The organism is Phyllobacterium endophyticum (assembly GCF_003010935.1).
In the GTDB taxonomy this organism is placed as follows: domain Bacteria; phylum Pseudomonadota; class Alphaproteobacteria; order Rhizobiales; family Rhizobiaceae; genus Phyllobacterium; species Phyllobacterium endophyticum.
The window spans coordinates 599,164-621,190 of the sequence record NZ_PGGN01000001.1 but is presented as its reverse complement, the minus strand read 5'-3'; the positions used below and the strand labels follow the sequence as shown (position 1 = coordinate 621,190).

Genomic DNA, 22,027 nt, shown 5'->3' with positions numbered 1-22,027 from the left:
AAAGGAAAATTCTTGATGACCGCCATGTTTGCGAACAATGATCGAACCGGCCATGCACATGATGCGCTTGATGTGGCCGGGATAGGAATCGGGCCATCGAATTTGAGCCTCGCGTCGCTGCTCGATGGACTTAGCAATGTCAAAGCGCACTTCTATGAGCGCCAGCCGGTTTTCAACTGGCATCCAGGGATGATGCTGCCCGACGTGGAGTTGCAATCGTCCTATCTTAAGGACCTCGTCACTCCGGTCATGCCAACGAGCCGCTGGTCATTCGTTTCATACCTCGTGGCGCACAAGCGGCTCTACGCTTTTCTCAATGCGCAGTATGAGGCTGTGCCGCGACGCGAGTTCGCGCATTATCTCGCCTGGGTAGCAAGCCAGCTAAAGAACCTCAGTTTCAACGCGGTGGTCCGCGATGTCAGCTACGAAAAGAACCAGTTTCACCTAAGGTTCGACAACGGCAGCGTCGCGGCCAACAATCTGGTTCTGGGTACTGGAACCACGCCGTTCGTTCCCGCCTGGGCAACGCCTTTTCTTGGCGACACGTGCTTCCACAATTCGGAAGCGGCGTATCGTCTGGCGCCGCTGAAGGCCGCGCGTATCGCGGTGATTGGTGGGGGGCAAAGCGGCGGCGAAGTCGTGGAAGCATTGCTCAACGCCAAATCCGAGTTGAAGGAACTCAACTGGTTCAGCCGCCGGCACAATTTCGAGCCGATCAATGATACTGCCTTCTCCAACCAGGTGTTCTCACCGGAATATGTCTATGCCTATCTCAACCTCAACAGCGATCAGAAACTGGAGGCGTTGAAAGCCTCTGTCCTGACCAGCGACGGCTTGTCGATTTCGACGATCAACAACATCTATCGCCGGCTCTACAGTCTGCGTTACCTGGAAAATCGCGATATCGATGCGAAATTGTCGCCAAACCGGGACGTCATCCAGATGGAGGCCGACAAGAACGGCTACCGCCTGATCGTGCGTAACCGTTTTGACGGCGGCGTCGAGGTCTTCCACGCGGATGCTATTATCCTTGCGACGGGCTACCAGTTCAAACTGCCGGATGCTGTTGCTGGCTTGCAGGATCGTATCCAGTTCGATCGTCACAACCGTCCGGTTCTGGATGACAGGTACTGCCTGAACTGGAGCGGTCCCAAGCACAACCGCATTTTTGCCCAGAATGCCGGACGCTACAGCCATGGAATTGCCGATTCGCAGCTTAGCCTCATGGCATGGCGCAGCGCGCACATTATCAACTCGTTGCTCGGCCAGGCGCATTTCGACCTGGAGCCGCACGATTCGCAGGTAAACTGGCTTTCCAGCGGACATGCCTCCTTGAACCAGAACGTTGCGGTTGACTATTGACCTGAGAATTCGAACTGCCGGAAAAGCAACTTCCGAGCCGGCGACCGTGCCGAAACGGCGATGGAATGGCCGGAGGGCGTGACAAGAAGACGATGATGCCACGCTTCATCTTCACTCAAGGCTCGATCGATGCGGATCGAGCCGTCTTCGAGCTGAACCGTCAGCTCTGCCGGGTCCACCAGAAGACCGGTACCCATCGCCTTGAGAAAGCTCTCTTTTATTGTCCAATAGGCGACGAGCAGCGATGCCCTTTCAGCCTCTTTCGACGCTGCCACAACTTGGCGCTCGGCAGCCGAGCAGAACATCAACGATGCCTCGGGCTCAATGGGCGTTTTGAGAGGTTCCGCGTCTATGCCCAGCGAAGTGGCACTACGACTGATGGCGAAGGCTACCAAGCCATGCGTATTGGTGAGATTGAAGCTGATCTCGTTTTCGTGGCCGGCGAGGAAGGGCTTGCCATGCTGCCCGGCCACGATGTGCAGATCATCGATAGCCAGCCCCAGGTGAACTGACAGCGAACGGCGCTGAAGATACCGCCCGGCGGCAAAGGCCAACGCATCCTTCTCAAACCTGAACTCGGCAGCGCGCTTGCGTTCCTCGGCGGTCAGGAAGACCGCGAGCGCGCGCCAGTCACCGTTCGGGTCGAAAGCCCACCACCAGATATCGACGCACGGATCATCGCTGCCGGACGGCGATGCTGCCGGCAATTCCCCTATGCTCACGAATGGCCGCATGGCCATCACAGCTTGCGGAGCGCAAAGGCATTCTGGATGGCCCGGTTCACCGCAACCGGCAGCAGCGACATATGATTCTCGCCGGGATGAACCTCGAACCGGACACGGATGGGTCGAGCCGGCAAATTGTTCAACCGCTCCATCATATCCAGCGCGTGCACGTCGTTCAGCGTGATCTTCTTCTGCGCCAGCCGCTCCGCCTCGTCACCGGCGCCCAGCTGAAACGGCGCCAGCTTGTCGGTTTCGTATTCCCCGCAGGAGAGAAAAAGCTCCGCATTGTCCCTTGTTCGAGGGTTCGTGGCGAACGGCTCGTAGAAACGATCAATCGCGCGATTTTCCCAGTAAATGGAGGGGCTCGCGGCGATCCACGTCGTGAACGCCGAAGGGCGCGTGAAGAGACTATAGAGGACGAAGAGACCGCCAAAGGAGTGACCGAATAGGGCCTGCCGGTGCTGGTCGATCGGGAAGCCTGCCTCGACCATGGGCCTCACCTGCTCCACGATAAAGTTCAGGAACTCATCTGCCCCGCCAGTTCTGACTTCCGGACTATTCTCAAAGAACGGTGGATAGGTCTGGCCTGGCGGCGGACCCAGATCCCAGGATCGGCGCAGTGGATCATAAGCGGCATCCTGGGGATAGCCGATGGTGACGATGACGCCGTGCCCGACATTGGTGCCGCTTGGATAGTTTGCCTGCGCGCGCATGACATCGACGGCGGTGCCAATGACGGCATTTCCATCGGTCATGTAAAGCACAGGCCAGCCTTGTTCCGGCGGGTGCGCATCGGGACGATAAATGAAGATCCGGTAGAGCTGGCCGTTGCGATCAGACTTAACGTCGTGAACGGTGGTGTTGGCTATCAATGCCGAAGTCGAATGTGGAAAGCCCGTCATGAATCCATCTGCCCCGCGTGAACATCACGGGTTAATAAACATGAGCGGCATCGTCAACAATAATCCACGGTTCACTTCGGCAGGAGGAACTTAGACTCGCGGGGTGGCGCTATTCGGCTGCTTCAACCATACTTGTGTCGAGTATGCCCTTGATCTCGGCGCGGCAGGAGCCGCAATTGGTTCCCGCCTTGAGCTTCGCGCCAATCGCTTCAACGCTCCGGCAGCCATTCATTGCCGCAGTTGCGATCTCGTTTCGACCGATACCGAAGCAGGCGCAGACGATGGCGCCTTTGTCGGGCATATCCTTGCCCGGCCTGCCGGCAAGTACCTGAAACCGCTGGTGCGATCTGGCAAAGGGCAGCGTCAGCTGTTCCGCGGCCCAACTGCGCGACACAGTGACTGGTTCACGTGCCACATAAAGTACCCCGATCAGGGTCTCATTGTCGAAAATCGCCATACGATGCTGACCCTGGCGTTCATCATGATAGGCGAGCAATGGCGCATCGGTGCTGGAGCCGAACAAGCGGCGGGCAAAAGCACTCCAGTCGCGAGGTTCCTCGAGGCCGGCGAGCTCCAGCCGAAAACCGCCTTCTGCGCGGGCGAGCGCCCAATAATCGGCGGTAGTGTCCGGCTTTTCTCGCATGACCGAGAATCCGTACCAGGCGGCCTCGAACGGCTTCATCGCAACACGCGCCATCTTCAAAGCGGGCTGGCCGGAAATCGGATCAACATTGGCTGAAACAAGCTTGTCCACGCGCGCATCGCCGGCAAACTGTCCATTCCAATGCATGGGAACGAAGATTCTGCCTCTTGCCTGCCGGTCTGTCAGCAATGCTCGGACGATGATCGTGCCGTGGTCGTTACCGAGTTTTACCAGACTGGCGTCGGCAATGCCGTGAACCGCTGCGTCCAGCGGATTGATCTCGGCAAAAGGCTCGGCAAAATGCGCGGATAGACGCGCGCTTTTTCCCGTACGCGTCATCGTATGCCAATGGTCGCGGACCCGGCCCGTGTTCAGTGTAAAAGCGAAGCGCGGATCCGCAGCCTCCTCGTTGACCGGGTTTACCGGGATGAACCGGGCGCGCTGGTCCGGCGTGTAGAACTCGCCCTGCGAGAAAAAGCGTCTCTCGAGTGCGGCCTCCCCCCTGCCCTGCGGCCACTGAAAGGGAGAAAGATCGTCATATTCCACATCTGAAATCGCCGAATGCGCGCTGATGTCGAAATCACGGCTGCCGCGATTACCGTGCCCGGAGAGAGCCGCGTGTTCGGCAAAGATCTGAGCCGGCGTCTCGTATGGGAACGCTTCCGCAAAGCCGAGGCGGCGTGCAACCTGTGTAATGATCCACCAATCCGGCCTGGCCTTGCCAGGCAAAGGCAGGAACGGGCGCTGCCTGCTGATGCGCCGTTCCGAATTTGTTACCGTACCATCCTTCTCGCCCCATCCGGCGGCAGGAAGGAGTACGTGGGCATGAATCGTCGTGTCATTTACCGAATTGATATCGGATACGACAACGAACGGGCACTCCTGCAGCGCTTTCACGACCAGATCGGCTTCCGGCATGGAATCGACCGGATTGGTTGCCATGATCCACAGGGCCTTGATCTTGCCTGTCCGCACCGCGTTGAAAAGATCGACCGCTTTCAGGCCCGGGCGCGACGCGATCGTGGGAGAATTCCAGAAGGTCTGGACCAGATCCCGATGCCCCTCATCTTCGATATGCATATGGGCAGCCAGCATATTGGCAAGACCGCCGACTTCGCGGCCGCCCATTGCATTGGGTTGACCGGTTACCGAAAACGGTCCCATTCCCGGGCGGCCAATGCGGCCTGTCGCGAGATGGCAATTGATGATGGCGTTGACCTTGTCGGTCCCGCCAGCTGACTGATTGACGCCCTGACTATAGACCGTGACAACGCGCTCGGTTTGCGTGAAAAGGTTGAAGAACTCGCGCAACTGCTCGGGCGAAATACCGGTTCGAGCGGAGATACTGCGCAGGTCGTGACTGCTGGCGATAGCCAGAGCCTGCTCAAATCCCGAAGTGTACCGGTCGACATATGTGCGATCCACCATCGCTTGCGCTGCGATATATCCGAGCAGGCCGATGAACAGGGCTGCATCGCCGTCGGACTTTATCGCGAGGTGCATGTCGGCGATATCGGACGTCATGGTACGTCGGGGATCGATAAGCACGACGCGCATCGCGGGTCGCTTTGCCTTGGCGGCGGCGATGCGCTGGTAAAGTACCGGGTGACACCAGGCGAGATTGGAGCCGGTCAAAAGGATAAGATCGGCAAGCTCCAGATCCTCATAGGTTCCGGGTACCGTATCCGAGCCGAAAGCACGCCTGTGTCCGGCCACCGAAGACGACATGCACAACCGCGAATTGGTATCGATATTGGCCGAGCCGATAAAGCCCTTCATCAGCTTGTTGGCGACGTAATAATCTTCGGTCAGCAACTGACCGGAGACATAGAAGGCCACGCTGTCAGGACCGTGTTCGCTTATGGTTTCAGCAAAACTGCTGGCCACGAGATCGAGTGCCGTATCCCAGCTTGCCGGCTTGCCGCCGATCCGGGGCTCGAGCAGCCGCCCCTCGAGGTCAACGGTCTCGCCAAGAGCGGAGCCTTTCGAGCAGAGACGCCCGAAATTGGCGGGATGCATGGGATCACCCTTGATGCCAATGGCTCCGCTCTCCTCCCGTGTGGCGAGAACGCCGCAGCCAACGCCGCAATAGGCGCAGGTCGTGCGGACGGTTTCGGGAGAAACGCTACTGTTCATGTTGGCCTATTCCGCCGCGAGGGCAACGCGCTCGATCAGGGCGAATATGCGCTCGCCATCGCGCTTTATCGCAACGGTCTTGACGCTACCCTCATCTGCTCCCAGCGCCTTGCCGGTTTCCAGCGAGATCACCCAGTTGTGCAGAGGGCAAGTCACCGAAGCTCCATGAACGATCCCCTGGCTTAGAGGTCCGCCCTTGTGCGGACAATGATCGTCAATGGCAAAGACCTGATCTTCCATAGTGCGGAATACGGCGATCTTGCCTTGCGGCGTCTTTACACATCGCGCGCCGCGGCGGGGAATATCGTTGAGCGTACCGATCTCGATCCAGTCGTTCATGACGTTTCACTCTGCTGCTTGTTGGTAGGGGATCGTCGCCATCGGGCGGAACTCGTGCTTGTCCACCCCGGACACACGCTCGGACCAGGGATCGACCTGGGCAAATTTCTGGCTGAAAACAAAACGATCGAAATAGCCCTTGCGCTTGTCAGCATCGCCCATGATCTGCCGGCGGATTTCATCAAGCCCGACGCGCTTCGCCCATTTGTAGATGCGCTCCAGATAACGGCCCTGCTCGCGATACATCTGGGCGAGTGCCACGACATGTTCGAGCGCCTCGTCTTCCGTATGGACCAGTCCGAGAATTTCCGTTCCCTTGATATCGAGCCCGGCGGCGCCGGCGAAATGGATCTCGAAACCGGAATCTACGCAGATGATGCCTATGTCCTTGCAGGTGGCCTCCGCACAATTGCGCGGGCAACCGGATACCGCCATTTTCAGCTTGGCTGGTGTCCAGGATCCCCACATGAACTTTTCGATGCGGATACCAAGACCGGTCGAATCCTGCGTACCGAACCGGCACCAGTCCGTCCCCACGCAGGTTTTCACCGTGCGGAGGCCCTTGGCATAAGCTTGTCCCGAGACGAAGCCGGCCTTGCCGAGATCGGCCCAAACGGCAGGCAAATCTTCTTTCTTGATGCCGAGCATGTCGATGCGCTGACCGCCGGTGACCTTCACAGCCGGTATCGCGAACTTGTCGACCACATCGGCAATGGCACGCAATTCCTTCGAGCTGGTCATCCCGCCCCACATGCGTGGCACGACCGAATAGGTCCCGTCTTTTTGGATATTGGCGTGAACTCGCTCATTGATGAAACGCGACTGGTAGTCGTCGGCATATTCATCCGGCCAATCTGAAACGAGGTAGTAGTTCAAGGCCGGGCGGCACTTGGCGCAACCGCAGGAGGTTTTCCACTCAAGCTCCTGCATCACCGCCGGAATGGATTTCAAACCCTTCGCCTTGATCAAACGGCGCACATCATCATGACCAAGATCGGTGCAGCTGCACATAGGCGTTACAGCGGAAGGATTGTAGCTATCTCCCAATGTCAGCGACAAAAGCTGCTCGACAAGTCCGGTGCAACTCCCGCAGGAAGCGGACGCCTTGGTATGGGCGCGGACATCATCGAGCGATGTCAATCCCTTGGCACTTATCGTGCCGGTGATCTTGCCCTTGCATATGCCGTTGCAACCGCAGATTTCCGCATCATCTGGCAAGGCTGCAACGGCCGCCATAGGGTCCAGCGGGGACCCTCCCTGGTAGGACTGGCCGAAAATGAGGGTGTCGCGCATCTCCGAAATGTCGGTGCGCTTTTTTGTCAGGTCATGGAACCAGGCACCGTCCGAGGTTTCTCCGTAGAGTACCGTCCCTATGATACGGTCATCCTTGAGGACAAGCCGCTTGTAGACGCCCGCGGCGGCGTCGCGCAGGACAATCTCCTGCCGATCGTCTCCTTCGCCGAGATCGCCGACGGAAAAGACGTTGATGCCGGTAACCTTGAGCTTGGTCGGTGTTTCGCTGTGCACGAAGGCGGCTTCGCTGTTCCCCGCAAGCTGGGCTGCGACGACACGTGCCATTTCATAGAGCGGCGCCACGAGCCCATAGCACTGCCCTCCAACCTCGGCACACTCACCAATGGCGAAAATATCCGGATCGGACGTACGCATGCCGGCATCCGTGACAATGCCTCGATTGCATTCAAGCCCTGTATCCTTGGCAAGAGAAGCACTTGGCCGGATGCCGACAGCCATCACCACAAGATCGGCCGGCAGCACCGTGCCATCGGCAAGCAGGACGCCTTCGACTTTCTTCTCGCCGATAATTTCCTTGGTGCTGGCCTTGGTAATGACCTTGATGCCGCGCGCTTCAACCGCTTTTTCAAGAAGATAGCCCGCCGCCGGATCGAGCTGCCGCTCCATCAAAGTCGGCATGACATGCAGAACCGTCACATCCATATCGCGGGATTTGAGACCGGCCGCCGCTTCGAGGCCAAGCAGCCCGCCCCCGATGACGATGGCCTTTGCTCGCGACTGAGCCGCCAAAAGCATGGCCCTGACGTCGTCGAGGTCGCGGTAAGTCAGAACGCCGGGAAGATTATTACCTGGCACCGGCAGAATGAAAGGGGAAGAGCCCGTGGCGATCAGCAGCTTGTCATAAGGCTCGGTCGTTCCCGCATCCGACGTGACCGTCTTGGCAACGCGGTCGATATTGACCACCTTATGACCCTTATAAAGCATGATGCCATGCTTGATGTACCAACCATCGCCATGGATGATGATTTCTTCGAATTCCTTCTCGCCGGAAAGCACCGGCGAGAGCATTATCCGATCATAGTTGACGCGCGGTTCGGCATTGAAAATCGTCACGTCATAGGCGTCGGGCGCCAGTTCGAACAGATGTTCCAGCGCGCGGCCCGGCGCCATGCCATTGCCGATGATGATGAGCTTTTGTTTCTTCATGGATTGGTTTCCGGTATCGATATTCAAGCGAAGGCAGGGCGGCGTTGCATTTGCCGGATGGAGAGGTGCATCCAGACAAGTGAGACGGCGACGATGAGAAAAAGCAGCATGAAACAGCTTGACCAGAGCCCGGTGAAGTCCTTCAGCAGGCCAAATGCGATGGGAAGGACAAACCCGCCGAGGCCGCCCATCATGCCGACGACACCGCCCACGGCGCCGATGCTTGCTGGATAATAGGCAGGGATGTGCTTGTAGACAGCGGCTTTACCGAGGCTCATGAAGAAGCCGAGAACAAAAAGCACGATCACGAAGGCGGTGGATGAAATCGCAAGCGGACCGGACTGAGGACCCATTGCCGGCGGCAAGGAGAGTATGAGCGTCGCGGCACTTGCCACCGCCAGCGTCATATACATCACCTTGCGCGCGCCGATCCTGTCGGAGAGCGCTCCGCCATAGGCCCGGAAAATGCTGCCCGGGATCGAATAGGCAGCGGCGAGCATGCCGGCGGACTCGAGTCCGAAACCATAGACGCCGACGAGGTAGCGCGGGAGCCACAGCGACAGGGCGACAAAGCCGCCGAACGAGAAGAAATAGTAAAGCGAGAAGCGCCAGACTTGAAGGTCCTTCAGCGGAGCGAATTCCAACAGGAAACTGCGAGGCTGCTCCTTGCGCAGGCGGCGTTCACGGAACGCCGGATCGTCCGTGGTGGTGAACCAGAACACGAGCGCCATGAGGACAAGCGCGGCGGCCCACACTTCCGCAACCGCCTGCCAGCCATAGGCGGCAAGGACCAGCGGAGCGAGGAACTTGGTGAGTGCCGCGCCGACATTGCCTGCACCGAAAATACCTAGCGCAGTGCCCTGTTTTTCGGGAGGAAAGAAGGGAGACACGTAGGCCACGCCAACCGCGAACGATCCCCCTGCAAGTCCAAGGCAGAAGCCTGCAAGCAGCATCTGAGGAAAGGTGGTCGCATAGGCGAGCAGGAAAGTTGCGAGCGCCGCGGCAAGCATCGTTGCCGTGTAGACAACGCGTCCGCCGTAGCGGGTGGTCCACACGCCCAGCAAGATGCGGCTGAGCGAGCCCGACAGGATCGGCGTGCCGACCAAAAGGCCGAACTGCGCTTCGTTGAGGCCGAGTTCCTGCTTTATCCTGACGCCGATGATGGCAAAGATAGTCCAGACGGCAAAACAGATTGTGAATGCGGCGGTCGAAACCCAAAGGGCCTGGCTCGCCTCTTTTGCCGGTATGCCGTTCGATGATCCGTCTTTCATCGTGTTCCCCTGAACGCTGCGGCCGCTTCGGGCCTCTTGAAACGAAAAAACGCCGCTGGATTGAATTCACTTCCCGGATGGTCCGCGGAATGAATTCGCCAAGCGACGTCTGTGTCTTTGATAGCACCCGATGGCGGTGCTCACGGCCCCGGTCTTCGTTGACGGGACAGCATTAGCAATGCAAGTGGCGTGCCAGTCGTTGAAAGAAAATCATATGCTACTGAAATACCTGGCTAATTAGCGCTCCAAAGCCGCGACGGCTGGAAGTTGGGCGTCGGCACCAAGCAACAGATTTATGCAAGTGGCCCCAGGCGAATGCGCTTTTATTGTGCAGGGCACAAAATATGTGCGCTCCTAAAGATCGACCAGACCCGTAGTTTTGGGCGCAGCGCTGCGAATTGCGGAACCTGCGATATAACCGGATATGTCTTCCGGATAGAACACCGTGCTGTCCATGAATCCGTCGCCCTTCGCGTTTCCTTCGATACGCGTATCGCCTGCCGGGATATCGGCACGGCTGCCCAAGGCATTGCGGTATATGTCAGGCCGAAATGCCGACGAGACCTGCCCTTGGCTTTCGGGCGAATAGGCAACCTGCCCCCATCGCACCATCTGGCTGAATATCCATTGCGCCTGGCTGATCCACGGGAAATTTGCTCCGCCACGATGGAACGTCAAGTAATCAGGCACTATCCGCCGGGTTCCAACCGGATCGATGGTGAACCTGCCCATGAGCACCGGATGGAGAATATCGAACGGCACGTCGAGATAACGCGGTTCTGCGAGGAGTTGCGCCAGGTCACGCCGATTGTCCGGGATATCACACCAGGAGGCAGCCCGGTCCAGCGCGACGATCAAGCGCGACAGCGTTTCAGGATTTTGCTCCGCCCATTCGGGACGCGTGCCGAGCACTTTTTCCGGGCTCGACGGCCAGATATCCTGCTTGACCGCCACGATGCGCCCGAGTTCGCGCGAAACGGCCACCATGTTCCACGGCGCACCGACGCAGAAGCCGTCGATTGCCCCGGCGGAAAGCGCATCTGATGTCATTGGTGGCGGCACGACCACGAGCTTCACATCCGTGTCAGGATGAATGCCGCCGGCCGCCAGCCAATAGCGCAGCTCATAATTATGCGACGAGAATGGATAGGTCATGCCGAGTACCGGCAGTGCCTCTCCCTTTTTCCGCATGTCATCGATGACAAGCTTGAGCGCCTTCGCATTCGTCAGGGCGTCTTCCTGACCGGCAAGTCCGGCCATTTCCTGCATGCGGCGATAGAGCCGCAGCGACAGGGTGATGGCATTGCCGCCCCGCCCCAGCGAAAATGGCGCTATCGACGGAGACGGGTTGGACCCAAGACCCAGCGCGGAAGCGACAGGCATCGGGGCAAGCATATGGGCGACATCGAACTGCCGGAACGCCAGGCGGTCGCGGATATTGGCCCAGGAGACATCCTTGACCAGATCGAGCTGAATGCCTTCGCGCGCCGCAAAACCGAACTCCGCGGCGGCAATCAACACCGACGCATCGACAAGCGGAATGAACCCGGCGCGCACCAGCCTTGTGCCCTGGCTGCGGCCTGTCGCAGGTCCGGTCAAGCCACCGCTCTGCCAACCCGCGCTGCCTTGATCAATTCCGGTGGGGATGAAGCTCATGGATCTTTCCTAACTCCCCAGAATTGCCGCCGCCATGACGACGCTTTGTGCAATATCGGCAAGTCTCTTCTTTTCGTTCATGGCTGTCTGGCGCAGAAGCGCGTAGGCTTCGTCTTCCGACAGATTGCGGGATTTCATCAAAATGCCCTTGGCGCGATCGATTATCTTTCGCTCCTCGAGTGCGCTTCTGGCATCCGCCAGTTCCTGCTGCAGCCGGCTGAAAGCCTTGAAGCGGCTCACGGCCATGTCGAGGATCGGCTTGACACGCTCCTTCTTCAACCCGTCGACCACATAGGCCGACACGCCCGCCTCCACCGCGGCCTCGATGGACGAACTGTCCGAGCGATCGACGAACATGGCAATGGGCTTGCGCACGGAACGCGTCAGCTGGAACAAATGCTCCAGCATGTCGCGGTTTGGCGTCTCGATATCGATGACGATGACATCCGGGCCAATGATTTCGATCTGCCGCGCCAGACCGACAATATCGTGCAGGACCACCACCTGGTCATGGCCCGCCTCCCGCAGCCCCTCCTCGATAATCGAGGCGCGGATGCGGTTTTCGTCGAAGATCATGATGGAGAGCGCAGCCTTCATGCATCAATTTTGCGCATGCACGAATATTGTGCAATGCTACATTCAGCCACACCGACTATAGTTGATGACGGCAGCCGCGTGGCAGCAGGAGCGGCGGCAAAGATTCGCGCCCCTCCTGACACCCTACTGACAGAATGTTGTCAGGAGCCCTGCGCTATACCGTCGGCTCAAACGGGAGGATGGCGGCATGGACGGAGCGATAGACACCCTTGGCAGCGCGTCGGATTTCGATTTTTTCATCGGCGACTGGAACATCCGCAATCTGCGCCTGAAGGAACGTTTTGCCGGCTCGGATGACTGGGAGATCTTTCCCGCCACGTCGAGCGTGCGCAAGATCCTCGAAGGCACGGGAAATTTCGAAGAGATGCATATGCCCTCCCAAGGCTTTACCGGAATGACGCTGCGCCTGTTCAACCCGCGCGATGGATCATGGTCGCTCAACTGGGCCGACAGCCGCTCGAATGTGCTTTTCCCGCCCGTCATCGGCCATTTCGACAATGGCAAGGGCGTCTTTTACGGCGAGGATATGGATGACGGCGTGCCGGTGCGCGTGCGCTTCCTGTGGACACCCTCCGTGGAAGCACCGGTCTGGGCGCAGGCGTTTTCCCGGGATGGCGGCGAAACCTGGGAAACCAACTGGGTGATGGAGTTTACGCGAGCGTCGCGTAAAGATCGTTCCAATTTGGGTTGATGCTTTCGATCAGTTCGATCTTCCACTGACGATACCAGCGTTTCAGCGATTTCTCGCGCTGGATTGCATCGACGACCAGATCACGTTCTTCATACCATACAAGACGCGTGCAACCGTATTTCCATGCAAAACCCGGCGTGTGCCCTTCGCGGTGCTGGTAAATGCGGCCGGCAAGATCGGCTGTAACGCCGACATAGACCGTCCCGTTCTTGCGATTTGTGAGGATGTAGACATATCCGGACATACCGCATTTTCTACGCAAACCGGGGCCGCGTATATTCAACGAAAGCCGAACGCTCTTCGTGAAAAGCGCCTCCCTGTTGGACGACGACAAGCGCCTCCTTCTCCGTCATCCCAAGGCCCTCCCTTTCCGCCATCCTCGGGCTCCACCTACCCGTCATGCTGCGCACCTCCCTCTCCATCATCTTCGGGCTCCACCTCTCCGTCATCCTCGGGCTTGACCCGAGGACCCACGGCCAGGGAGTGCGAGTTGGAGCTTGACTGCGCATTCCAGAGGACAACTGCACTCAATCAAATCTTACGCAAAACATCCGCTCTAGCTGGACCCCGTCGAAGTTTCCAGCAACTAGCTGTGCTCCCTGGCCTTGGGTCCTCGGGTCAAGCCCGAGGATGACGGAGAGGGAGGTGTTTTACGATGACGGAGAAGCAGGAGCCCGAGATTGACCGAGAAGTGGAACCTCAATCGTCGAGAGGCAGGTGCACTAGGATTCCAGCGAATAAAATGCGCTTTACGCCCATCGAAGCAGACGGCGCTCCCTAACAGCACCCGAAATCAGCGGCGCGACATCTCGCGCGCAATGCGGGCGAAATCACCCTGCTTGATGCCGATATCGGCGCGATCCCGCGCGCTCATGCCCTGCAGCACGGCAAGCGCCTCGCGATAGGCACCATCACTGGCGCGGCGGCGGGTGGCAAAATCAATCAGAAAGCTCATGGCCTGTTTCCTGGGGGCGATGGTTCAACAGGAACAGGATAGGTGTGGGTGCGGGTCTTGTGCAGTGCAATATGCGCATGGGTGGTATGCCCATTTACCTGACTAATGGACTCCAAAGGGGTATGATGTCCCGACAGAAGTCGGGAGGTGACCATGGCTGCATATCTTATTGCCGATGTAGACGTCCATAACACAGCTGCCTTTGAGGAGTATCGCCGCGACGTACCGGCGACCGAAGCGCGGTATGGCGGACGATATCTGGGACGTGGCGGAGCGACCAAGGTGCTCGAAGGCGACTGGGAACCACATCGCCTCGTCATAATCGAGTTTCCGGATATGCAATCGTTGATGGCTTGGTACGAATCGCCGGAATACGCTCGACTTAAGGCAATCCGCGAGGGCTGCGCCTCTACGAGGATAATTGCTTTGGAAGGTGTCTTGCCGTCCAATTGATTTCGGCAAGTGCCGGTTGCAAGCTACCGCGACATCTCGCGCGCAATGCGGGTGAAATCCGCCTGCTTGATGCCGATATCGGCGCGATCCCGCGCGCTCATGCCCTGCAGCATGGCAAGCGCCTCGCGATAGGCACTGTCATTGCTGCGGCGACCGCGCGTGGCAAAATCAATCAGAAAGCTCATGGCCTGTTTCCTAGTGGCGCTGGTTCAACAACCACAGGATAGGCGCAGGTGCGGATATTGTGCAGTGCAATATGCGCATGGGTGGTATGTTTCCGAGTCAAGTCAACGTCTCTCGTACACTACCGCCTTGGCTACTTTAGATACTCAGCATATGCGGAAGCTACTTTTGATGGGACCGTCGACGGGTCAATCAGGTTCACAAATTCTTTGTATCTTTCATTGCACGGCGATGAAAATTTCATGCGCCGCGCGAGTATATTTTTTTCAGATGGGAGACTCAGCATTATTTCAACTTCTGCCGGAGAAAAGCCTCTGATCAATTTGCGGTAGTGAGGGGTGGCAAGGTGTGAAACTCCATACTGGTTTCCAACCGCGCAGGTGACAATTGTTTCAACCAGCTCTTGTTTGACAGTATCCGGGGTCGCCCCTTGCTCCGAAAGCGTTCTAAGACGTTCTGCAAAAGGGGGTTCATTATAGAAATTGTCGTAAGACTGATGCACCGCCATTAACTTCTTGGCCGCATTGGAGATCAATGAATGCACTTCATGGGCATCAAGTAAGTCCAATATTTGTAATTTTTCGAAGAATTGTTGTGATGCCTTATGCCGTTTCTCATCGCCCTTGGCTATGTAATCATGGTGCCGATTTATGAAATCTGATTTTGCTTTTGGAGAGAAGCCCTTTGCGAATTCCGATGTGATTGCCAATGCGTTTACACGAGCTTCTTCGTGACTGGCGGGATCACAATAGATACCATGCATCGTACCAAAGATCAGACCTTGTTGTGCTTCATGCGTCTTCGCTATTCGCAAAACCCATTGGTTCGTTTGCTCAGGCGTAAACTTTCCAGCCTTTATGGCAATCAAGAAGCCTGCGAGGTCAACTCCGACGGGGTTGTATTCATTATTAAGAGCATATTTTGCGCAGCGGTTGGTGAAAGCAATGAACTCGTGATTGTCAATGTTGCCGACTCCCGGATGAGCGGCTGAGAAGTTATTTCTTATGTCGCGGCATTGATCTAAAAAATAGAATCCGTCTTCAGTTATAAGGTTCAACTTCAAACATAGATTGAGCAAATCAGCATCTTTTAAGTCGATCAAAACCTGTTCGTCAAAACTCGGCTTGCCAGTTATTTGCGAAACGACATTCAATCCAAATCTTTTTACTTTCTCTCTTAACTCCACTATTGAGCAATTCCAAACATAGTTCAGCGCACTGTCGAATAGACCAGAGGCGACTGCGATACACATCTTTGCTAATTGCTCGGTTCGTAGTTCGGCGGGGATCTTGTTGAGCACGCTCGGCAAACTGGACCAAGCGCTCCCAATCTCCTCGTCAGACGCAAGTATACTTCGCGGGATACCCAGAGCAGCTGTCAGATCGTCTAGAACTGGCAAAGTGTTTTTGATTATGGCTGGCAGATTTACGTCGGTCATGATCTTCTCGCGTCGGTGGCTCTAGTAAATAAGTATGAAAGCGCGTGCGATTAACACAATAGATAAAATACAGAGACCACTTAAGTGTTGATCCAAAGTGGACAGATAACGCTAAGCCGCTGTAATGTTTGCACTAAGTTGCGTAAGGTTTTTTTGCAATTTTTCAGATATTTATGAGGAACCACACAATGAGCCGTGGCTTGGGTTCAATTGAACGCAGCATTTTGGAGGTTTTTGATCGCTCGCCACACTCGTTGAGCGGATACATTGCCCGACTCGGCGTTGACGCAGGTATTCTATTGAGTACTGAGAGAGTTACCCAGCTTGTACATAATCGAGGTGATGTTACACGGTCGAACATCGTTGCGGTCAATCGTTCGCTTAACCGCTTATATGATAGATTTTTGATTGTTCCCGTGACCTACGGCCGATACCGAATTCGAATATGGGCGACGCCCAATTCTGCAAAGCAATTCCTACAAGCAATGGTGCACGAATTCGGCGATAGTTCTTTAACTGATAAAGAGATGGCACTCTTAAGACTATTGGAATCTAGGATAGGACCTTGAAAAAGGCTACCCCCCGAACTGCTCTTCCTGCTCCACCGTCAGCGGCTTTATGCCGGGCGTCGGTGGTTCGGGCTGGTCGTCACCCTGTGCCGCGCGCACTGCCGCCGGCGGGGTTCGCGGCGGGGTTGTGGTGCAGCCGGCGAGCGCGGCGCTCAACAGGATGGGGGCGAGAAGCGCCACCAACCTTCGCTTCGCTCTCACATCGGGGGTGACCCGCGGGTCTTGCCCGCTCATCGCCCCCGCAAGGGCAAGGGTAAAGGGCAGCGCAGCCCTCAACTATCGCCCATCTTCAGTGCCTGGATGAAGGCTTCCTGCGGGATTTCGACCTTGCCGAACTGCCGCATGCGCTTCTTGCCTTCCTTCTGCTTTTCCAGAAGCTTGCGCTTGCGTGAGACGTCGCCGCCATAGCACTTGGCCGTCACGTCCTTGCGCAGGGCCGAGATGGTCTCGCGCGCGATCACCGTGCCGCCGATGGCCGCCTGGATCGGGATCTTGAACATGTGCTTGGGGATGAGGTCCTTCAGCTTTTCGCAAAGGTCGCGGCCGCGCTTTTCGGCGGCGGCGCGGTGCACCATCATCGACAACGCGTCCACAGGCTCGCCATTCACCAGCACCGACATCTTGACAAGGTTGCCCTCGCGGTAATCCGACAGGTGATAATCGAAGGAGGCATAGCCCTGGCTGATGGATTTCAACCGGTCGTAGAAATCGAACACCACCTCGTTGAGCGGCAGGTCATAGATGACCATGGCGCGCTTGCCGACATAGTTGAGATCGATCTGGATGCCGCGGCGATCCTGGCAGAGCTTGAGGATCGAGCCGAGATAATCGTCAGGGGTGAGGATCGTCGCGCGGATCCACGGCTCCTCGATGGAGGCGATCTTCATCACCTCGGGCATGTCGGCGGGATTGTGCAATTCGCGCTGGGTGCCGTCGGTCATGTTGAGCTTGTAGACGACGCTCGGCGCGGTGGCGATGAGATCGAGGTTGAACTCGCGCTCCAGCCGTTCCTGGATGATCTCCAGATGCAGGAGCCCAAGGAAGCCGCAGCGGAAGCCGAAGCCGAGCGCGGCGGAGCTTTCCATCTCGAAGGAGAACGAGGCATCGTTGAGGCGCAGGCGGCCCATGGCGGCGCGCAGATCCTCGAAATCCGCCGCATCGACGGGGAATAGGCCGCAGAAGACGACAGGTTGCGCAGGCTTGAAGCCGGGCAGGATCGAGGCGGTCGGGCGCTTGTCCTCGGTGATGGTATCGCCGACGCGGGTATCGGCGACTTCCTTGATCGAGGCGGTGATGAAACCGAACTCGCCGGGTCCAAGCTCATCGACGGCGAGCATCTTCGGCGTGAACACGCCCGTACGCTCCACCGGATACTTGGCGCCGGTACCCATCATGCGGATGGTCTGGCCTTTTTTCAAAACGCCATCGATGATGCGCACGAGGACGATGACGCCGAGATAGGCATCATACCAGCTATCGACCAGCATGGCCTTGAGCGGCTTGTTGCGATCACCTTCGCGCGGCGGCGGCAGCTGGTTGACGATGGCCTCCAGCACATCCGGAATGCCGAGGCCGGTCTTGGCGGAGATGAGCACGGCCTGGCTCGCATCGATGCCGATGACTTCTTCCACCTGTTCGCGGATACGCTCCGGCTCGGCGGCGGGGAGATCGACCTTGTTGAGGACCACGACAATCTCGTGATTGTTGTCGATGGCCTGATAGACATTGGCCAGCGTCTGCGCCTCGACACCCTGCGAGGCGTCGACGACGAGCAGCGAACCTTCGCATGCAGACAGCGACCGCGACACCTCATAGGCGAAATCGACGTGGCCGGGCGTGTCGATCAGATTGAGGACATAGGTCTCGCCATTATTGGCCTTGTAATTGAGCCGGACGGTCTGCGCCTTGATGGTGATGCCGCGCTCGCGCTCGATATCCATCGAGTCGAGCACCTGCTCCTTCATGTCGCGTAACTCCAGCCCGCCGGTCGATTGGATCAGCCGGTCGGCAAGGGTGGATTTGCCATGGTCGATATGGGCGACGATGGAGAAATTGCGAATGTGATCTAGTGGAGTGCTCATGCGCGCCACATAGAGCATTTTCGCAGCGTTTGAAAGGGTGGCGTGCCAGCCGGAGGACAATAGGCAAGAATAATTTTACCCGGGTATATTGACGAAGGAGTTTTACCCGGATAAATCCATGGCGAGCAATAGCAAGTGGTGAATGGAAATGACATGTACGGCCTTTCAAGGCATGCGGAAGATTGGCGCCGGCAGTCCGGCCGAGGTGGCGCTCGCGGTGAAACATGCGCGAGATAGCGGCGAGGCGATCCTTGTCTTCGACAATGCGACCGGCAGGCAGATCGAGTTCGACCTGCGCGGCAGCGATGCGGAGATCGTCGCGCGGCTGGAACAGAGCGAGCCGCGCAGGCCGGGCCGGCCGAAGCTTGGCGTTACGGCACGCGAGGTAACGCTGCTGCCACGGCACTGGGACTGGCTGGCGGCACAGCCTGGCGGTGCCTCGGTCACGTTGCGCAAGCTGGTCGATGCGGCACGTAACGCCAACGGCGGGCGCGAACGCACGCGGCAGGCGCAGGAGGCGTCGGATCGTTTCATGATGGTGATGGCCGGCAACGAGCCGCTTTACGAAGAGGCCGCGCGCGCGCTCTATGCCGGGGACTATCACAGCTTCACCGATTTGACAGAAGGCTGGCCGCAGGAGGTGCGCGATCATGCGCGTCACTTGAGCGAGCCGGCATTCGGCTGGCCTGATACTTCGGACGCTTAGGCCATTGGTCTAAGATCGCCCTTTCTGGCACGCTTGTTGCACCTCAAGAATCGTTAGTCGGCAGGGTCGCATGCATTTTTAGCGGCCCTGACATCGATATTTTATGTGTTTCAAAGCGGATCGTTCGCTGCGGCGGGCATCTGCCAGTCAGGAGTTTCCGATGAGCAAATGGAAGACGCGGGAATTGACCCGCGCATGTATATTTAGCGGGCTGCTTGCCCTTTTGATGGGCTGCGACAATGACGGCGGCAATACAACATCAACGCCGGCGACCGACGGAACGTTCGTCGCAGAAGTCAAGAAGGATGAGAACGACAAGAAAATCGACGATAAGAACGTCCCGGACGAGCCCGTGGTTGGCATCGTCACGGCCGTTCCGGACACCGAACCAGAGAAGGTGATTTCCGACCCGCGTGCGCCAACGCAGACTATAGTCACTGAGGGCGGAGCGGAGACGTATGAACCGCCAGCGAAGCGCTTCATCGAGACAGCGCCGGATACAACCAGTAATCCTACTTACCACTCATCACCACCCCTTAAATACGATCTTGGTAATTTAGTTACGATGAACACCGACGATTCGATCACCTTTGCCAATGGCAAGGCCCTTGTTACGCCCGTCAAAGGCAGGCTATTTTTTCCGGAAAGTCCACGCAAGGCATCAACGACTCCCGAGCGTTTTCCGATCATCATCTTCTTGCACGGGATGCATAGTTGGTTCGAGCCGAGCTACGAAGGCTATGACTATCTGGCCAAAGACCTTGCTGAGCACGGCTACGTCGTGGTTTCAATCGACGCGAATGTGATCAATTCCACTAACTTCGACGATTCCTCCGGTTTGTCTCGCGCGCAGCTGGTGCTTGGCATGCTGGACCGTTTGCGCCAGATCGACGGATTTGGTCAGGTGGACTTCGGGGGCAATCGGGGAAAGCTCGATCCGTTAAGAGGCAGCCTTGATTTTACCCGAATAGGCCTGATGGGCCATTCGCGCGGCGGCCAGGGAATTGTGAACACAATCCTTTTCAACGAAACCCGGAGTGGCGTTACGGAAGAAGAGCTTAAAGAGCGCTTGATGCATCTCCCTACCCCGCTCGAAGCACTGCGCAAGGCCTTTTCGTTAGCCCCCGACGAAACACTTCAACAACTTATTTCCTTGGTGCCGCAAGGATTCTCTGCCCTGAAAAGCGCGTTTCAAATCGACGACGCCCTCGCGAAAAAGATCATTGATACAGTGACCGATCCTTCCGGCATGAAAACCGCGTATCCCGATCTCATCGATGCAATTATACCTGCTTCAGCAGCCAACCCAATCCATATTGACGACCAAAAGCTTCGGGAGGCCATCAGCAAGTACAACATATTCTATGCCTCTGGCAGCAAGAATACCAACGGCAAGGACGCTTCCTACTATACATTCAAAGGAGCCTTCCTTGTGGGACCCACGGATTTTGGTGGCAATAGTGGTCTGAGTAACGTTCCTCTCGCCGTGTTACTCCCCTCCTGCGATGGTGATATGGCCAATCTTCAGGGCGCTACCACCTACGACCGTAACCGTTTCGGTCATGCGGGCGACATAGCACCGCGGTACCAGATCGTGGTGAACGGAGCGAACCATAATTACTACAACACTGAATGGAAAAGCGATGACTTCTCTTCGCGCCGAGGACCGGATTACTGCCAGGAGAAGCCTGACCCTTCTGATTCGATACGTCTGAGCAGGGAAGATCAGAGAAAAGGCGGTATGTTTATCATTAATTCCTTCATGCGTTATCACGTCGGCGGCGAACGAAAGTTTGCGTCCTGGTGGAACGGGATAGCGCAGTTGCCCGAAAATGCCTGCCCAGTCGGCAAAGGCCCTTGCGATGAACGCGTTGTGTTGACTGTGCAGAAGGCCGATCCTGGACGCAAGCTTATTCAACGCTTCGAGTGGGCGGACAGTCTTCGGCGAAACCTCATCGGCGGCACCATGACGCTTTCAGGCTTCGATGCCACCGCCCGGTGCACCATGCCCTCCATTGCCAACAGGGCAGGAAAATGCTCACTCAGACGTTTGCCCGACTTCGCGTGGATAGTTGATGAGTATGGGCCCATCAAAGGCCTCCTCTCAATCGCCGACCACGCCGAACTCGCCTGGTCAAAGCCGAACGCCTCGATTGTCGCTGAACTCAAAGATCTTTCCGCCAATGACTATGACTCGCTGACCTTCCGCGTTGCCGTCGTACGTCCCATGGGTCAGGAAGTGCTGGTGACGCTTACGGACACTGCCAACCGATCATATACGATAACAGCAAGCGATTTCACCAATGCACTCTATAATGCGCCGAGGGCCAAGACTTATCCCTTCAGGCAAGTGCCGGTCGCCAATGCTTCAACTGGCTCGCGTAATCCCGACGAAGCAACGCGGTCCATGATTGATCTGACCGGCCAACAGGCGGCTTTCGAAGTTCCGTCTACGATTGTTGTAAAAACCAAACCTGAACCTGAACGTGTACCTGATCCTGCCAGCGACATTCCGCTTCTGGACCATAAGGACGACGCGCCCTACGCCAATGGCCAGGTAAAAATGCTCCTGAACATGGTCGCCATCCCGCTCAAGGCTTTCAGGGGCGTCGATCTTGCGCACCTCAAAGAGCTGAAACTCGCGTTCCCGAAAGAGAGCGGCAAGGTGGCCATCACCGATATCGAGCTGCAGAACTTCGGGCGTGACCAGCGGATCGCGGAGATTGCCTTGTCACAGGGCGCGATAGTCGGCGGAACGACGGGCGGCGGTGTAGCCCTTGGCGGCAACGGCGGCCAACCAAAACCCGAGGACAAGGTGCTTCTCATCAGTCAATGACGCGAACTTAGATGTTTTCGATCA

Annotated in this window: 19 protein-coding genes; 5 read left to right on the top strand and 14 right to left on the bottom strand. The window is 57.3% G+C overall.

The annotated features are described in order from the left end of the window. Nucleotides 1-15: 15 nt before the first annotated feature. Entirely contained in the window at nucleotides 16-1,362 is a 1,347-nt protein-coding gene (locus tag CU100_RS02955) for a lysine N(6)-hydroxylase/L-ornithine N(5)-oxygenase family protein (protein WP_407070291.1), read from the top strand. On the opposite strand, the gene CU100_RS02950 is transcribed toward CU100_RS02955, so the two are convergent. The 8 genes from CU100_RS02950 to CU100_RS02915 all read right to left on the bottom strand — a co-directional run bounded on the left by CU100_RS02950 (nucleotide 1,356) and on the right by CU100_RS02915 (nucleotide 12,091). Next, nucleotides 1,356-2,096 carry a 4'-phosphopantetheinyl transferase family protein gene (locus tag CU100_RS02950; RefSeq protein ID WP_183635490.1) on the bottom strand — a complete coding sequence of 247 codons (741 nt, stop codon included), beginning with the start codon at nucleotides 2,094-2,096 and terminating at the stop codon, nucleotides 1,356-1,358. The genes CU100_RS02955 and CU100_RS02950 overlap by 7 nt on opposite strands. Nucleotides 2,097-2,101: 5 nt before the next feature. Further along, on the bottom strand, nucleotides 2,102-2,989 hold the full coding sequence (locus CU100_RS02945; RefSeq protein ID WP_106715045.1) for an alpha/beta hydrolase: 888 nt from the start codon (nucleotides 2,987-2,989) through the stop codon (nucleotides 2,102-2,104). Nucleotides 2,990-3,098: 109 nt separating this feature from the next. Next, the gene (locus CU100_RS02940) at nucleotides 3,099-5,768 is read right to left on the bottom strand and encodes a nitrate reductase (protein ID WP_106715044.1); all 2,670 of its coding nucleotides are present in this window, start codon (nucleotides 5,766-5,768) and stop codon (nucleotides 3,099-3,101) included. A 6-nt stretch (nucleotides 5,769-5,774) separates the two neighbouring features. After that, nucleotides 5,775-6,107 (bottom strand): nitrite reductase small subunit NirD, encoded by a 333-nt coding sequence (gene nirD / locus CU100_RS02935; protein ID WP_106715043.1) that lies wholly within the window; start codon nucleotides 6,105-6,107, stop codon nucleotides 5,775-5,777. A gap of 6 nt (nucleotides 6,108-6,113) precedes the next feature. Continuing rightward, nucleotides 6,114-8,567, bottom strand: a complete 2,454-nt coding sequence (gene nirB / locus CU100_RS02930; protein ID WP_106715042.1) for a nitrite reductase large subunit NirB — start codon at nucleotides 8,565-8,567, stop codon at nucleotides 6,114-6,116. A 23-nt stretch (nucleotides 8,568-8,590) separates the two neighbouring features. After that, nucleotides 8,591-9,838 (bottom strand): MFS transporter, encoded by a 1,248-nt coding sequence (locus tag CU100_RS02925; RefSeq protein ID WP_106715041.1) that lies wholly within the window; start codon nucleotides 9,836-9,838, stop codon nucleotides 8,591-8,593. Nucleotides 9,839-10,192: 354 nt separating this feature from the next. Continuing rightward, nucleotides 10,193-11,494, bottom strand: coding sequence for a CmpA/NrtA family ABC transporter substrate-binding protein (locus tag CU100_RS02920; RefSeq protein WP_106715040.1), 1,302 nt, complete (start codon nucleotides 11,492-11,494; stop codon nucleotides 10,193-10,195). Between the two features lie 9 nt (nucleotides 11,495-11,503). Next, nucleotides 11,504-12,091: an ANTAR domain-containing response regulator gene (locus tag CU100_RS02915; protein WP_106715039.1), complete on the bottom strand. Its 588-nt coding sequence runs from the start codon at nucleotides 12,089-12,091 to the stop codon at nucleotides 11,504-11,506. Nucleotides 12,092-12,278: 187 nt separating this feature from the next. Between CU100_RS02915 and CU100_RS02910 the strand changes: the two genes are divergently transcribed. Continuing rightward, the gene (locus tag CU100_RS02910; protein ID WP_106715038.1) at nucleotides 12,279-12,782 is read left to right on the top strand and encodes a hypothetical protein; all 504 of its coding nucleotides are present in this window, start codon (nucleotides 12,279-12,281) and stop codon (nucleotides 12,780-12,782) included. On the opposite strand, the gene CU100_RS02905 is transcribed toward CU100_RS02910, so the two are convergent. The 3 genes from CU100_RS02905 to CU100_RS26520 all read right to left on the bottom strand — a co-directional run bounded on the left by CU100_RS02905 (nucleotide 12,742) and on the right by CU100_RS26520 (nucleotide 13,737). Continuing rightward, the gene (locus CU100_RS02905) at nucleotides 12,742-13,026 is read right to left on the bottom strand and encodes a GIY-YIG nuclease family protein (protein ID WP_106715037.1); all 285 of its coding nucleotides are present in this window, start codon (nucleotides 13,024-13,026) and stop codon (nucleotides 12,742-12,744) included. The genes CU100_RS02910 and CU100_RS02905 overlap by 41 nt on opposite strands. A gap of 10 nt (nucleotides 13,027-13,036) precedes the next feature. Continuing rightward, entirely contained in the window at nucleotides 13,037-13,159 is a 123-nt protein-coding gene (locus tag CU100_RS27450; protein ID WP_280951566.1) for a hypothetical protein, read from the bottom strand. A gap of 416 nt (nucleotides 13,160-13,575) precedes the next feature. Beyond that, nucleotides 13,576-13,737, bottom strand: a complete 162-nt coding sequence (locus CU100_RS26520) for a DUF1127 domain-containing protein (RefSeq protein ID WP_146141786.1) — start codon at nucleotides 13,735-13,737, stop codon at nucleotides 13,576-13,578. Nucleotides 13,738-13,890: 153 nt separating this feature from the next. Here CU100_RS26520 and CU100_RS02895 point away from each other — a divergent pair, with 153 nt between their 5' ends. Further along, on the top strand, nucleotides 13,891-14,190 hold the full coding sequence (locus tag CU100_RS02895) for a DUF1330 domain-containing protein (protein ID WP_106715035.1): 300 nt from the start codon (nucleotides 13,891-13,893) through the stop codon (nucleotides 14,188-14,190). Nucleotides 14,191-14,213: 23 nt separating this feature from the next. Here CU100_RS02895 and CU100_RS26690 read toward each other — a convergent pair whose 3' ends face one another. The 3 genes from CU100_RS26690 to lepA form a co-directional block, all read right to left on the bottom strand. Then, nucleotides 14,214-14,375: a hypothetical protein gene (locus tag CU100_RS26690; RefSeq protein WP_170113713.1), complete on the bottom strand. Its 162-nt coding sequence runs from the start codon at nucleotides 14,373-14,375 to the stop codon at nucleotides 14,214-14,216. Nucleotides 14,376-14,506: 131 nt separating this feature from the next. Further along, nucleotides 14,507-15,811: a hypothetical protein gene (locus CU100_RS02890; protein WP_106715034.1), complete on the bottom strand. Its 1,305-nt coding sequence runs from the start codon at nucleotides 15,809-15,811 to the stop codon at nucleotides 14,507-14,509. A gap of 841 nt (nucleotides 15,812-16,652) precedes the next feature. Next, nucleotides 16,653-18,461 carry a translation elongation factor 4 gene (gene lepA / locus CU100_RS02880; protein WP_106715957.1) on the bottom strand — a complete coding sequence of 603 codons (1,809 nt, stop codon included), beginning with the start codon at nucleotides 18,459-18,461 and terminating at the stop codon, nucleotides 16,653-16,655. A gap of 142 nt (nucleotides 18,462-18,603) precedes the next feature. On the opposite strand from lepA, the gene CU100_RS02875 reads away from it, so the two are divergent. Next, nucleotides 18,604-19,167, top strand: a complete 564-nt coding sequence (locus tag CU100_RS02875) for a DUF2239 family protein (protein ID WP_106715032.1) — start codon at nucleotides 18,604-18,606, stop codon at nucleotides 19,165-19,167. A 160-nt stretch (nucleotides 19,168-19,327) separates the two neighbouring features. Continuing rightward, nucleotides 19,328-22,003: an alpha/beta hydrolase gene (locus tag CU100_RS02870; RefSeq protein WP_106715031.1), complete on the top strand. Its 2,676-nt coding sequence runs from the start codon at nucleotides 19,328-19,330 to the stop codon at nucleotides 22,001-22,003. Nucleotides 22,004-22,027: the final 24 nt, after the last annotated feature.